Annotated in this window: 13 protein-coding genes and 1 tRNA gene; 11 read left to right on the top strand and 3 right to left on the bottom strand. The window is 51.3% G+C overall.

Annotation, left to right across the window (positions count from 1 at the left end):
- Positions 1-139: 139 nt before the first annotated feature.
- Positions 140-1,111: an octaprenyl diphosphate synthase gene (ispB, locus tag RT644_RS19740; protein ID WP_020455433.1), complete on the bottom strand. Its 972-nt coding sequence runs from the start codon at positions 1,109-1,111 to the stop codon at positions 140-142.
- 259 nt (positions 1,112-1,370) lie between these two features.
- On the opposite strand from ispB, the gene rplU reads away from it, so the two are divergent.
- The 4 genes from rplU (at position 1,371) to cgtA (ending at position 4,211) form a co-directional block, all read left to right on the top strand.
- The gene (gene rplU, locus RT644_RS19735) at positions 1,371-1,682 is read left to right on the top strand and encodes a 50S ribosomal protein L21 (RefSeq protein ID WP_003025032.1); all 312 of its coding nucleotides are present in this window, start codon (positions 1,371-1,373) and stop codon (positions 1,680-1,682) included.
- Between the two features lie 20 nt (positions 1,683-1,702).
- Complete coding sequence (gene rpmA, locus RT644_RS19730; protein ID WP_017457338.1) at positions 1,703-1,960, top strand: 50S ribosomal protein L27; 258 nt, start codon at positions 1,703-1,705, stop codon at positions 1,958-1,960.
- A gap of 94 nt (positions 1,961-2,054) precedes the next feature.
- On the top strand, positions 2,055-3,020 hold the full coding sequence (locus RT644_RS19725; RefSeq protein WP_313627772.1) for a DMT family transporter: 966 nt from the start codon (positions 2,055-2,057) through the stop codon (positions 3,018-3,020).
- A 15-nt stretch (positions 3,021-3,035) separates the two neighbouring features.
- Entirely contained in the window at positions 3,036-4,211 is a 1,176-nt protein-coding gene (gene cgtA / locus RT644_RS19720) for an Obg family GTPase CgtA (RefSeq protein WP_017457340.1), read from the top strand.
- 77 nt (positions 4,212-4,288) lie between these two features.
- Here cgtA and dacB read toward each other — a convergent pair whose 3' ends face one another.
- Positions 4,289-5,722, bottom strand: a complete 1,434-nt coding sequence (gene dacB, locus RT644_RS19715; protein ID WP_097405976.1) for a serine-type D-Ala-D-Ala carboxypeptidase — start codon at positions 5,720-5,722, stop codon at positions 4,289-4,291.
- Between the two features lie 247 nt (positions 5,723-5,969).
- Here dacB and greA point away from each other — a divergent pair, with 247 nt between their 5' ends.
- Positions 5,970-6,446, top strand: coding sequence for a transcription elongation factor GreA (gene greA, locus RT644_RS19710; protein ID WP_313627770.1), 477 nt, complete (start codon positions 5,970-5,972; stop codon positions 6,444-6,446).
- Between the two features lie 152 nt (positions 6,447-6,598).
- Here greA and yhbY read toward each other — a convergent pair whose 3' ends face one another.
- Complete coding sequence (gene yhbY, locus RT644_RS19705; RefSeq protein WP_007369919.1) at positions 6,599-6,892, bottom strand: ribosome assembly RNA-binding protein YhbY; 294 nt, start codon at positions 6,890-6,892, stop codon at positions 6,599-6,601.
- Positions 6,893-7,010: 118 nt separating this feature from the next.
- Here yhbY and rlmE point away from each other — a divergent pair, with 118 nt between their 5' ends.
- The 6 genes from rlmE (at position 7,011) to RT644_RS19675 (ending at position 12,607) form a co-directional block, all read left to right on the top strand.
- A complete protein-coding gene (gene rlmE / locus RT644_RS19700; protein ID WP_020455430.1) occupies positions 7,011-7,637 on the top strand; it encodes a 23S rRNA (uridine(2552)-2'-O)-methyltransferase RlmE in 627 nt (208 codons plus the stop codon).
- 102 nt (positions 7,638-7,739) lie between these two features.
- Positions 7,740-9,671 carry an ATP-dependent zinc metalloprotease FtsH gene (ftsH, locus tag RT644_RS19695; RefSeq protein ID WP_017457344.1) on the top strand — a complete coding sequence of 644 codons (1,932 nt, stop codon included), beginning with the start codon at positions 7,740-7,742 and terminating at the stop codon, positions 9,669-9,671.
- A 98-nt stretch (positions 9,672-9,769) separates the two neighbouring features.
- A complete protein-coding gene (gene folP, locus RT644_RS19690) occupies positions 9,770-10,618 on the top strand; it encodes a dihydropteroate synthase (protein WP_313627768.1) in 849 nt (282 codons plus the stop codon).
- Positions 10,611-11,951, top strand: coding sequence for a phosphoglucosamine mutase (glmM, locus tag RT644_RS19685; protein ID WP_017457346.1), 1,341 nt, complete (start codon positions 10,611-10,613; stop codon positions 11,949-11,951). The genes folP and glmM overlap by 8 nt, the downstream gene beginning before the upstream one ends.
- A 224-nt stretch (positions 11,952-12,175) precedes the next feature.
- On the top strand, positions 12,176-12,508 hold the full coding sequence (secG, locus tag RT644_RS19680) for a preprotein translocase subunit SecG (RefSeq protein ID WP_020455428.1): 333 nt from the start codon (positions 12,176-12,178) through the stop codon (positions 12,506-12,508).
- Positions 12,509-12,520: 12 nt separating this feature from the next.
- A tRNA-Leu gene (locus RT644_RS19675) sits at positions 12,521-12,607 on the top strand.
- Positions 12,608-12,803 lie beyond the last annotated feature (196 nt).

Below are 12,803 nucleotides of genomic sequence, written 5' to 3'. Positions count from 1 at the left end.
TTGTTCTGAAAAGCTCATGTAATATTTTGCGTTTTAGGATTATGACAAGGCTTGATATTACTGGTTATTTTTCATTTTAAGGGGATTTAAAGAAACTTATTGGAACTTTCCCGCGGCAATGCGCGGGAAGCTGGAAAGATTAACGATCGCGCTGAACGGCGATGTGGGCAAGACCGACCAACGCGTCGCGCCACGGTGAATCCGGTAGAACTTGTAGAGCGGCAATGGCCTTATCCGCTTCTTCTTCCGCACGGCGACGCGTCCATTCCAGTGAACCGCAGGCAGCCATTGCTTCCAGAACAGGTTCCAGAAGGTGTCGGCCGTTTCCTTGCTCGATAGCTTCGCGGATCATCTGTGCTTGTTCTGGCGTGCCGTTATGCATGGCATGTAACAACGGTAACGTCGGTTTGCCTTCATTCAGGTCATCGCCGGTGTTTTTGCCGAGCGTTTCACCGTCCGCGCTGTAATCAAGCAAATCGTCGATAAGCTGAAAAGCGGTTCCCAGATAGCGACCGTAATCCTGCAACCCTTTTTCCTGCGCTTCGGTGCAACCAGCCAGCAAGCCGGAACACTGAGCCGCCGCTTCAAACAGACGTGCGGTCTTGCTATAAATGACGCGCATGTAGTTTTCTTCAGTGATATTTGGGTCGTTGACGTTCATCAACTGCAGGACTTCGCCTTCAGCAATCACGTTTACGGCTTCTGACATCACTTCCAGCACTTTCAGCGAGCCGAGGCTGGTCATCATCTGGAAAGCGCGGGTGTAGATAAAATCACCAACCAGTACGCTCGCTGCGTTGCCAAAGGCCGCATTAGCGGTGGCTTTGCCGCGACGCATGTCGGACTCGTCCACAACATCGTCATGGAGAAGGGTCGCGGTGTGAATAAATTCGATTAATGCGGCAATAGTGACGTGCAAATTGCCCTCATAGCCAACGGCTCGCGCCGCCAACACGGCAATCATCGGACGGATGCGCTTGCCGCCGCCGCTTACGATGTAATAACCCAACTGGTTGATTAACTGAACATCCGAGTTGAGTTGTTGCAGAATCGTCGCGTTTACACCCGCCATGTCGTGCGCGGTTAACTCATTGATTTTTTCTAAATTCATCGCAAAAGCCGGGCTTTCAGTCCTGTTTACCACATAGCAAAATGGGATAACAAAGGGTTACGGGTTAGAATAGTATTGTTGATTGTACTGAAAAAATGCGCCAGATAAACGTTACCTTACGCGTTGTGTTTTTTTTCTGCATGGAGTGACGATCACTCTTGTCAAAGGCTAGCAAGTTGCGTAATATTCGCGCCCTATTATGAATATTTTTAGCGCACTCTGAATTGATCAGAATATGTGCGCGGAAGCGGAGTTTTATATGTACGCGGTTTTCCAAAGTGGTGGTAAACAACACCGAGTAAGCGAAGGTCAGACCGTTCGCCTGGAAAAGCTGGACATCGCAACTGGCGAATCTGTTGAATTCGCAGAAGTTCTGATGATCGCAAACGGTGAAGAAGTCAAAATCGGCGTTCCTTTCGTTGATGGCGGCGTAATCAAAGCTGAAGTGGTTGCTCACGGTCGTGGCGAGAAAGTTAAAATCGTTAAGTTTCGTCGTCGTAAACACTACCGTAAGCAGCAGGGCCACCGTCAGTGGTTTACTGATGTGAAAATTACTGGCATCAGCGCCTAAGACCTGAGGAGTAGATTTAAATGGCACATAAAAAGGCTGGCGGCTCAACTCGTAACGGTCGCGATTCAGAAGCTAAACGTCTGGGCGTAAAACGTTTCGGCGGTGAAGCAGTTCTGGCAGGTAGCATCATCGTTCGTCAACGTGGCACCAAATTCCACGCTGGTTCTAACGTAGGTTGCGGCCGTGACCACACTCTGTTCGCTTTGACTGACGGTAAAGTTAAGTTCGAAGTTAAAGGCCCGAAAAACCGTAAATTCATCAGCATCGTTGCTGAATAAGTTTTTCGCGTCCCGGTAACGGAAGAAAGCCCCGCAACACGTTGCGGGGCTTTTTACATTAGAAGTCCGGTAAATTCTGGCAGGTAATACGGGCATGAAACAGCAGGCAGGCATCGGTATTGCGCTGGCGCTCACAACCGCGATGTGCTGGGGCGCGTTACCCATCGCCATGAAGCAGGTGCTGGAAGTGATGGAACCGCCAACGGTGGTTTTTTATCGCTTTTTGATGGCGGGAATCGGCCTTGGTTTGATTCTCGGCTGGAAAAAAAAACTGCCCCCGCTGCATCTTTTTCGCAAGCCGCGCTGGTTAGTTTTGTTGGCCATTGCCACTGGTGGGCTGTTCGGGAATTTCATCCTCTTCAGCTCTTCCCTGCAATACGTTAGCCCGACGGCTTCGCAAGTGATCGGTCAACTTTCGCCTGTGGGCATGATGATTGCCAGCGTTGTTATTCTCAAAGAGAAAATGCGCGGCACCCAAGTTATCGGCGCGTTGATGCTTATCTGTGGTCTGGTGATGTTTTTTAATACCAGCCTGGTGGAGATTTTTACCCGCCTGACAGATTACACCTGGGGCGTGATTTTTGGTGTCGGAGCAGCCACGGTTTGGGTGAGTTACGGCGTCGCGCAAAAAGTGTTATTACGGCGCCTGGCCTCCCAGCAGATCCTCTTTTTGCTGTACACTTTGTGTACAATTGCGTTATTGCCGCTGGCAAAACCCGCCGTGCTGCTTCAGTTAAGTAACTGGCAGCTGGCTTGCCTGGTGTTTTGTGGCCTTAATACACTGGTGGGTTACGGCGCGCTAGCGGAAGCGATGGCTCGCTGGCAGGCGGCGCAAGTGAGCGCATTAATCACGCTGACGCCGCTCTTTACGCTGTTTTTTTCAGATTTATTATCAATGGCCTGGCCCGATGTTTTCGCCAGACCGATGTTAAACCTTATCGGTTATCTCGGTGCGTTTGTCGTGGTTGCGGGCGCGATGTTTTCCGCTATTGGCCATCGTCTTTTGGGACGCTGGCGTAATCGCGAAGTGGTCGCCACTGTGCCCCGCTCAGGCGAATGAGTTACGGAGAGTAAAATGAAGTTTGTTGATGAAGCTACGATCCTTGTCGTGGCAGGTGATGGCGGTAACGGTTGTGTGAGCTTCCGCCGCGAAAAATATATCCCGAAAGGCGGCCCTGATGGTGGCGACGGTGGTGACGGCGGTGATGTCTGGCTGGAAGCGGACGAAAACCTTAATACCCTGATTGACTACCGTTTTGAAAAATCTTTCCGCGCCGAACGCGGGCAGAATGGTCAGAGCCGCGACTGTACAGGGAAACGCGGAAAAGATATTACGGTGAAAGTACCGGTCGGTACGCGTGTTATCGATCAGGGCACCGGCGAAACGATGGGCGATATGACTAAACATGGTCAGCGCCTGATGGTTGCCAAAGGTGGCTGGCATGGTCTGGGTAACACGCGGTTTAAATCCTCGGTTAACCGTACGCCTCGTCAGAAAACCATGGGTACGCCGGGCGATAAGCGTGACCTGCAGCTGGAACTGATGTTGTTGGCCGATGTGGGTATGCTTGGTATGCCAAACGCAGGCAAATCAACCTTTATTCGCGCGGTATCGGCTGCAAAACCAAAAGTGGCTGATTATCCGTTTACCACGCTGGTGCCGAGCCTTGGCGTTGTCCGTATGGATAACGAAAAGAGCTTTGTGGTTGCCGATATTCCGGGATTGATCGAAGGGGCTGCTGATGGCGCAGGCCTTGGGATCCGTTTCCTGAAACATCTGGAGCGCTGCCGCGTCTTGCTGCATCTGATCGATATTGATCCGATCGATGGTTCCGATCCGGCTGAAAATGCCCGTGTCATCATCGGCGAACTGGAAAAATACAGCGAGAAGCTGGCTGCCAAACCGCGTTGGTTGGTATTCAACAAAATCGATCTGATGGATAAAGCGGAGGCAGAAGCTAAAGCAAAAGCCATCGCTGAAGCACTGGGTTGGGAAGATAAATTCTACCTTATCTCAGCGGCCAGCCAGCAGGGTGTTAAAGATCTGTGCTGGGACGTGATGACCTTTATCATCGAAAACCCGATCACCCAGGCGCAGGAAGAGCAACAGCCTGAGAAAGTAGAGTTTATGTGGGACGATTATCATCGCCAGCAGCTTGAAGAAGCTGAAGTGGTAGAAGATGACGAAGAGTGGGATGACGACTGGGACGAAGACGACGAAGAAGGCGTCGAGTTCATCTACAAGCGTTAATCGCCGCGATTTCCCCGGCTGCACGGGGAATATTGCCAACAAAATGCCGGGTTAGCACACGCTACCCGGCATTTTTGTTAGTTGTTCTGGTAGATATCTTTGTACAGCCGGCTTTCAAAACGCACCAGTGGAATGCGGCGATTACGCTGATCCGCCGGTTCGACAGCATAACCAGAGAGATACTGCACGAAAGCCATCCGCTGACCGCTCGCAGTGGTGATAAACCCGGCCAGGTTATACACGCCCTGCAAAGAGCCTGTTTTGGCCGAAACTTTGCCGTCTACACCCGCTTCATGCAGGCCAGCGCGATACTGCAGGGAGCCATCATAGCCTGCCAGCGGCAGCATTGAGATAAAATTGAGCTCGGTGTCATGCTGCGCAATGTATTGCAGAACTTGCATCATCGTGGCGGGTGCCAGCAGGTTATGTCGCGACAGGCCGGAACCATCAGCGATGATCGTATTACCGAGATCGACACCAGCCTGCTGGCGCAGGATCTGTCGTACTGCATCCGATCCTGCTCGCCACGTCCCCGGTACACCAAAGCGCGCGTGACCAATCATACGAAACACCGTGTCAGCGATCATATTGTCTGATTTTTTCAGCATCTGCTTTAGCAGATCGTGAAGCGGTACCGACTGCTTGCTGGCAATGACAGTGCCGGCCTGGTTCTCCTGCGTTTGGCGCAACAATGTACCGGTATAAGTGATACCGGCATCGTTCAATTCCGCTTTCAGAATCGCACCGGCGTAGCTTGCTCCGTCCTGAATGGCGAAAGCCAGAGGGAGTGGGTCGGCGCGTTGCGGCAGGCATCCCGTTAGCGTAAAGCGATTTAAATCGCCCGGGACGACATCCAGTTCGCAATACTGTGCCTCTGCGGAACCGCGCGCGAGCGTGCGGACCTGGCTGAACATATTCACTGGATAATAATTAGCGATGCGGATATAGGCCAAATCGCCCGGTTTTTGCGCGCTGTAGAGCGAAATAGAGAAGCAGTTGCGATCGACAATTGCCGCAGCAGGTGGTGCGCTAAAGCACTGCGTCATGTCGTTCCACGGCCAGCCTGGCGCTTTATCATGACTGGCAAAAATAGAGGTATCGACCAGAACGTTACCTTCGATTTTCTGCACACCCGACTTTTTCAGCGCCGCGACCATATTGCGAATATCCTGACGTTTTAGCGTCGGATCGCCGCCAAATCGTGCAATTAAGTCACCTTTTAACGTACCGTTCTCGACAGAACCTTTGCTTTCCAGCGTAGTTGTAAAGCGAAAGTCCGGCCCAAGCTGCAACAGTGCCGCCAGCGCGGTGATAACCTTCTGCGTGCTGGCTGGCAGCGCCATTTGTTTACCGTGGTAATCAATTTCTGGTGCCTGAGCGCCGACTTTTTGCACCATCAGCGCCAGGTTCGCACCATCCGGCAGTTGGTTTATGTATTCGTCTACATTCGCGGCCTGAACGTTCAGGGCTATACTTGTGGTCAATCCGATGATAAAGCTGGAAAATCGCATAATCTCGCGCTAGGAAGCAGTAAACAAGCCGTCATACTACGGCGCAACGACCCGGAAAGTAAACGATGACCCATAGTGAACTTCCGGGTAAAATACGTATCAAATTGAAAAATTGCGCTGACCTGGGGCTTTGTCCCCGGGTCAGTTTTCTTTTGCTCCTGCCCGACGGTATATGCCGGTGTACGGGGGAGGTAGATCAGATGGGGTGGGTTACCGCTCCCTACAGGAATGTTTAAGAGGTATAACAATGCAAGCTATTCCGATGACCTTACGTGGTGCCGAAAAATTGCGCGAAGAGCTGGAATTTCTGAAATCCGTTCGTCGCCCTGAAATTATCGCCGCCATCGCGGAAGCCCGCGAACATGGCGATCTGAAAGAGAATGCGGAATATCACGCAGCGCGCGAGCAGCAAGGCTTCTGCGAAGGGCGAATTAAAGATATTGAAGCAAAACTGTCTAATGCACAGGTGATCGACATTTCTAAAATGCCGAAAAGCGGTCGTGTCATTTTTGGTTCTACTGTTACGGTATTGAACCTCGATAATGAGGAAGAGCAGACTTATCGCATTGTTGGCGATGATGAAGCCGACTTTAAACAGAACCTGATTTCAGTCAACTCGCCTATTGCCCGCGGCCTGGTAGGTAAAGAGCAGGACGATGTGGTGGTGATTCGCACGCCGGGCGGCGAAGTGGAATACGAAATCATCAAAGTGGAATATCTTTGATCGCTGCCTTCGCGTCGATTGTTGACGGATTGTAAAGAAAAGAAAAAGGCCGCGCTGCGGCCTTTTATGAATTCCGGGAGCGTGGCATTTTGCACGTCTGCTGGCGGAAACCCCTCGTTTTACACAGATTTTGTGTTCAATTCAGGATATCCTTAGCGTGGCAGCGAAATTTTACGCTCCGCGGTTGGGCGATAAAGCACCAGCGTTTTACCGATGACCTGTACGTTGCAGGCGCCGGTTTCGCGAACGATAGCTTCCACGATCAAGGTCTTAGTTTCTCTGTCTTCAGAGGCAATTTTCACCTTGATAAGTTCATGGTGCTCTAGCGCTTGTTCAATCTCGGCCAGTACCCCTTCGGTCAAACCATTATTGCCAAGCATAACTACCGGCTTGAGCGGATGTGCCAGACCTTTCAGGTGCTGTTTTTGTTTAGTACTCAGATTCATCGTATATTTTGCTTACGTTGGGATTGAAAACGGGTCATTCTACCGCCATCTCCACTGTATCGCCAAATTGCGCGTCGAAATTTCTCGATGGCGACGATGAACCCGGATGGAAAGTTAAATGACAGGTAAAAAGCGTTCTGCCAGTTCGAGCCGCTGGCTTCAGGAACACTTTAGCGATAAATATGTTCAACAGGCGCAGAAAAAAGGGTTGCGTTCCCGTGCCTGGTTTAAACTTGATGAAATACAGCAAAGTGACAAACTTTTTAAGCCGGGTATGACGGTCGTCGACTTGGGCGCAGCCCCTGGTGGATGGTCGCAATATGCGGTCACGCAGATTGGTGGTAATGGTCGTATCATCGCTTGTGATCTTTTACCGATGGATCCAATCGTTGGTGTGGACTTCCTTCAGGGCGATTTTCGTGATGAATTAGTTCTGAAAGCGTTACTGGATCGCGTTGGCGACAGTAAAGTTCAGGTTGTCATGTCAGATATGGCACCGAATATGAGCGGTACGCCTGCTGTTGATATACCCCGTTCCATGTATCTGGTGGAGCTGGCGCTGGAGATGTGCCGTGATGTGTTGGCGCCTGGCGGAAGTTTTTTAGTGAAAGTGTTCCAGGGCGAAGGTTTCGATGAGTATCTCACCGAAATTCGCTCCCTGTTTACGAAGGTTAAAGTGCGTAAACCGGACTCTTCACGTGCGCGTTCACGTGAAGTGTATATTGTAGCGACCGGGCGAAAATGATACCCCGTCGATTTCGGCCTCTGGTTTGAAAGAGATGGGTTATGTTGTATCCTGACGCTGTTTTTAACACAGTTGTAATATGAGGTTAATCCCTTGAGTGACATGGCGAAAAACCTAATACTCTGGCTGGTCATTGCCGTCGTGCTGATGTCAGTATTCCAGAGCTTTGGGCCCAGCGAGTCGAATAGCCGTAAGGTGGACTATTCTACCTTCCTGCAAGAGGTCAACCAGGACCAGGTTCGCGAAGCGCGTATCAACGGACGTGAGATCAACGTTACCAAGAAAGATAGTAACCGTTACACGACTTACATCCCTGTCCAGGATCCGAAACTGCTCGACAACCTGGTGACGAAAAACGTCAAAGTTGTCGGTGAACCGCCGGAAGAGCAGAGCGTGCTGACGACCATCTTTATCTCATGGTTCCCGATGCTGCTGCTGATTGGGGTCTGGATTTTCTTTATGCGTCAGATGCAGGGCGGCGGTGGCAAAGGTGCCATGTCGTTCGGCAAGAGCAAGGCGCGTATGCTTACGGAAGATCAGATCAAAACGACTTTCGCTGACGTTGCCGGTTGCGACGAAGCAAAAGAAGAAGTTGGCGAACTGGTTGAATATCTGCGTGAGCCGAGCCGTTTCCAGAAACTGGGCGGTAAAATCCCGAAAGGCGTCCTGATGGTCGGTCCTCCGGGTACGGGTAAAACGCTGCTGGCGAAAGCGATCGCCGGTGAAGCGAAAGTACCGTTCTTCACCATTTCCGGTTCTGACTTTGTAGAAATGTTCGTTGGTGTCGGTGCATCTCGTGTGCGCGACATGTTCGAGCAAGCGAAGAAAGCAGCACCATGCATTATCTTCATCGATGAAATCGACGCCGTAGGCCGTCAGCGTGGTGCGGGTCTTGGCGGTGGTCACGATGAACGTGAACAGACGCTGAACCAGATGCTGGTTGAGATGGATGGTTTCGAAGGTAACGAAGGTATTATCGTTATTGCCGCGACGAACCGTCCGGACGTACTCGACCCAGCTTTGTTGCGCCCGGGTCGTTTTGACCGCCAGGTTGTTGTCGGTCTGCCGGACGTTCGCGGCCGTGAGCAGATCCTGAAAGTCCATATGCGCCGTGTGCCGCTGTCGCCGGATATCGATGCGGCAATCATCGCACGTGGGACGCCAGGCTTCTCCGGTGCCGATTTGGCGAACCTGGTCAACGAAGCCGCGCTGTTTGCCGCTCGTGGCAACAAACGCGTTGTGTCGATGGTCGAGTTTGAAAAAGCGAAAGACAAAATCATGATGGGTGCGGAACGCCGCTCCATGGTGATGACTGAAGCGCAGAAAGAGTCCACGGCATACCACGAAGCAGGCCATGCGATTATTGGTCGTCTGGTGCCGGAACACGATCCGGTGCATAAAGTGACGATCATTCCGCGCGGCCGTGCGCTGGGTGTGACGTTCTTCCTGCCGGAAGGTGATGCGATTAGCGCCAGTCGTCAGAAACTGGAAAGCCAGATTTCAACGCTGTACGGTGGCCGTCTGGCAGAAGAGATCATCTATGGCGTTGAACATGTTTCTACCGGTGCGTCGAACGATATTAAAGTCGCGACCAACCTGGCACGTAACATGGTCACCCAGTGGGGCTTCTCCGACAAACTCGGTCCGCTGCTTTACGCGGAAGAGGAAGGCGAAGTATTCCTCGGCCGTAGCGTTGCAAAAGCGAAACATATGTCCGATGAAACCGCACGAATCATCGACCAGGAAGTGAAATCGCTTATTGAACGTAACTACAATCGCGCACGTCAGTTACTCAATGAAAATATGGATATTCTGCATGCGATGAAAGATGCTCTGATGAAATATGAGACCATCGATGCACCGCAGATTGATGACCTGATGTCACGTCGTGATGTTCGTCCGCCAGCAGGTTGGGAAGAACCTGGCACGAACAACTCTGACAATAATGGTACGCCGCGAGCGCCGCGTCCGGTCGATGAACCGCGTACGCCAAACCCGGGCAATACCATGTCAGAACAGCTGGGCGACAAATAAGTATTTGCGCTGATGATCTGCTTTTAATGAAAACCCCGGGGCTTGCTCCGGGGTTTTTCTTTTAATTTCTAACTGCCACAACCTCAGGATTTTTAGTCATGAAACTCCATGCTCAGGGCTCAACACTGGATTTGTCACATCCCCATGTAATGGGCATCCTCAATGTAACGCCGGATTCTTTTTCTGATGGCGGTGCGCATAACACATTGATTGAGGCGGTAAAGCACGCGAACCTGATGATCAATGCGGGAGCGACAATTGTGGATATCGGCGGGGAATCGACGCGTCCTGGGGCGGCCGATGTTAGCGTAGAAGAGGAACTTGAACGCGTAATCCCGGTGGTTGAAGCTATCGCACAGCGTTTTGAGGTATGGATTTCCGTCGATACATCAAAACCAGAGGTGATTCGTGAATCGGCGCGAGTAGGTGCACATATCATTAACGATATCCGCTCATTAACAGAACCTGGCGCACTGGAAGCAGCCGTGCAAACCGGGTTACCGGTTTGCCTGATGCATATGCAAGGCCAGCCAAAAAACATGCAGGAAGCGCCGAAATATGATGATGTGTTTGCCGACGTGAATCGCTTTTTTAGCGAACATATAGCACGATGCGAGCGGGCCGGGATCGCAAAAGAGAAATTGTTGCTCGACCCGGGATTCGGTTTCGGTAAAAATCTTTCCCACAATTATACATTGCTTGCCCGCCTGGCTGAGTTTCATCATTTTGGCTTACCTCTGCTGGTTGGAATGTCGCGTAAGTCGATGGTAGGCCAGCTACTCAATGTCGGTCCCTCCGAGCGGTTAAGCGGTAGTCTGGCTTGCGCAGTGATCGCGGCAATGCAAGGCGCGCACATTATTCGTGTTCACGATGTAAAAGAAACAGTAGAAGCTATGCGGGTGGTAGAAGCCACGCTGGCAGCGAAGGAAAACAAACGCTATGAGTAATCGTAAATATTTTGGCACCGATGGTATTCGCGGCCGCGTTGGCGACGCACCGATCACCCCTGATTTTGTGCTTAAGCTGGGTTGGGCTGCCGGGAAAGTACTGGCGCGTCATGGATCGCGTAAGATCATCATTGGTAAAGATACCCGTATTTCGGGTTATATGCTGGAATCAGCGCTGGAGGCCGGGCTTGCGGCGGCTGGTCTTTCTGCCTCTTTTACCGGGCCAATGCCAACGCCGGCGGTAGCTTACCTCACGCGCACATTTCGCGCAGAAGCGGGAATTGTAATTTCGGCTTCGCATAACCCTTTCTATGACAATGGCATCAAATTTTTCTCTATTGACGGTACAAAATTGCCGGATGCGGTAGAAGAGGCGATTGAAGCCGAGATGGAAAAGGAGCTGACTTGTGTCGACTCCGCTGAGCTGGGTAAAGCTAGCCGCATTGTTGATGCCGCAGGGCGATATATTGAGTTTTGTAAGGCCACCTTCCCCAATGAATTAAGTCTTAACGGCTTAAAAATCGTCGTTGATTGCGCTAATGGCGCAACTTATCACATCGCCCCGAGCGTCTTTCGCGAATTAGGCGCGAAAGTCATAGCCATTGGGTGTGAACCAGATGGTGTGAACATCAACGAAAAATGTGGTGCGACGGACGTGGCTGCATTGCAGCAGCGCGTTCTGGTTGAGAAAGCCGATTTGGGCATTGCCTTTGATGGCGACGGTGATCGCGTCATTATGGTCGATCATGAGGGTAACAAGGTCGATGGCGACCAAATCATGTATATCATTGCCCGCGAGGGGCTGCGCCAGGGGCAGCTGCGCGGTGGCGCAGTTGGCACACTCATGAGCAATATGGGGCTTGAACTGGCGCTTAAGCAATTGGGCATTCCCTTTGCGCGCGCGAAAGTTGGCGACCGTTATGTGCTGGAAAAAATGCAGGAGAAAGGCTGGCGTATCGGTGCTGAAAACTCCGGCCATGTAATTTTGCTGGATAAAACGACGACCGGAGACGGTATCGTGGCCGGTTTGCAGGTGGTTGCCGCAATGGTGCGTAACCACATGTCTCTGCATGATTTGTGCAGCGGTATGAAAATGTTCCCGCAGGTGCTGGTGAATGTACGTTTTACCGCAGGCATTGGCGATCCGCTGGAAGACGAGACGGTTAAGACGGTGACGGCAGAAGTGGAAGCGACGCTGGCTGGCCGCGGTCGTGTGTTGTTGCGTAAATCCGGTACTGAGCCGTTAATTCGCGTCATGGTAGAAGGTGAAGACGAGGCGCAAGTGACCTCGCTGGCGAATCGCATCGCCGACGCGGTTAAGGCTGTAAAATAGCGCGATAAGTGCTTAAAAAGGCGGCTGTTGCCGCCTTTTTAATAGCCCGGGATCGCAATTTTGCTGTTTTTTTCCGCACTTGATAAAATGCACTTAAATTGCCCTTGCGAAGGTCATTCGCTTTGGTTAGTATTCACACCCGCTTCAGTGGGAAAGCAATAAACATCCCACTTTTATTGGTTTGAAGCATTGGCTGCGGCAACCCCGCAAGGAACAGGTTGATTATGTACGAAGCTCTTTTAGTTGTTTTCCTTATTGTAGCGCTGGCTCTTGTTGGCCTGATTATGCTGCAGCAAGGTAAAGGCGCTGACATGGGAGCCTCCTTTGGCGCTGGTGCGTCCGGTACGCTGTTCGGTTCAAGTGGTTCTGGTAACTTCATGACCCGTACGACTGCTGTGCTGGCAACACTGTTCTTTATTATTAGCCTTGTGCTTGGCAACATTAACAGCAATAAAACCAATAAAGGAAGTGAGTGGGATAATCTGAGTGCACCGGCTAAGAGTGAACAAACTCAGCCTGCAGCTCCGGCGCAGCCGACCAGCGATATCCCGCACTAAGAAGTAAGTCGTGCCGAGGTGGTGGAATTGGTAGACACGCTACCTTGAGGTGGTAGTGCCCGATTGGGCTTACGGGTTCAAGTCCCGTCCTCGGTACCAATATTCCGGAAAAAAGACATCGTAAGATGTCTTTTTTTGCCTGTTATTGACTACACTGCCAAACCTTCTTCCTTCTTCCTTCTTCCTTCTTCCTTCTTCCTTCTTCCTTCTTCCTTCTTCTTTCTTCAAACCCTCAAACCTTCAAACCTTCAAACCTTCAAACCTTCAAACCTTCAAACCTTCAAACCTTCAAACC

The organism is Kosakonia sp. (genome assembly GCF_032104925.1).
In the GTDB taxonomy this organism is placed as follows: domain Bacteria; phylum Pseudomonadota; class Gammaproteobacteria; order Enterobacterales; family Enterobacteriaceae; genus Kosakonia.
This window is presented reverse-complemented; position numbering and strand designations above follow the sequence as displayed.

Excerpts from the sequence above, each read along its gene's own strand:
- yhbY (WP_007369919.1), bottom strand. The coding sequence starts at position 6,892 with ATGAATCTGAGTACTAAACAAAAACAGCACCTGAAAGGTCTGGCACAT.
- ftsH (WP_017457344.1), top strand. The coding sequence starts at position 7,740 with ATGGCGAAAAACCTAATACTCTGGCTGGTCATTGCCGTCGTGCTGATG.
- RT644_RS19725 (WP_313627772.1), top strand. The coding sequence starts at position 2,055 with ATGAAACAGCAGGCAGGCATCGGTATTGCGCTGGCGCTCACAACCGCG.
- folP (WP_313627768.1), top strand. The coding sequence starts at position 9,770 with ATGAAACTCCATGCTCAGGGCTCAACACTGGATTTGTCACATCCCCAT.
- cgtA (WP_017457340.1), top strand. The coding sequence starts at position 3,036 with ATGAAGTTTGTTGATGAAGCTACGATCCTTGTCGTGGCAGGTGATGGC.
- ispB (WP_020455433.1), bottom strand. The coding sequence starts at position 1,111 with ATGAATTTAGAAAAAATCAATGAGTTAACCGCGCACGACATGGCGGGT.
- glmM (WP_017457346.1), top strand. The coding sequence starts at position 10,611 with ATGAGTAATCGTAAATATTTTGGCACCGATGGTATTCGCGGCCGCGTT.
- greA (WP_313627770.1), top strand. The coding sequence starts at position 5,970 with ATGCAAGCTATTCCGATGACCTTACGTGGTGCCGAAAAATTGCGCGAA.
- secG (WP_020455428.1), top strand. The coding sequence starts at position 12,176 with ATGTACGAAGCTCTTTTAGTTGTTTTCCTTATTGTAGCGCTGGCTCTT.
- dacB (WP_097405976.1), bottom strand. The coding sequence starts at position 5,722 with ATGCGATTTTCCAGCTTTATCATCGGATTGACCACAAGTATAGCCCTG.
- rlmE (WP_020455430.1), top strand. The coding sequence starts at position 7,011 with ATGACAGGTAAAAAGCGTTCTGCCAGTTCGAGCCGCTGGCTTCAGGAA.
- rplU (WP_003025032.1), top strand. The coding sequence starts at position 1,371 with ATGTACGCGGTTTTCCAAAGTGGTGGTAAACAACACCGAGTAAGCGAA.
- rpmA (WP_017457338.1), top strand. The coding sequence starts at position 1,703 with ATGGCACATAAAAAGGCTGGCGGCTCAACTCGTAACGGTCGCGATTCA.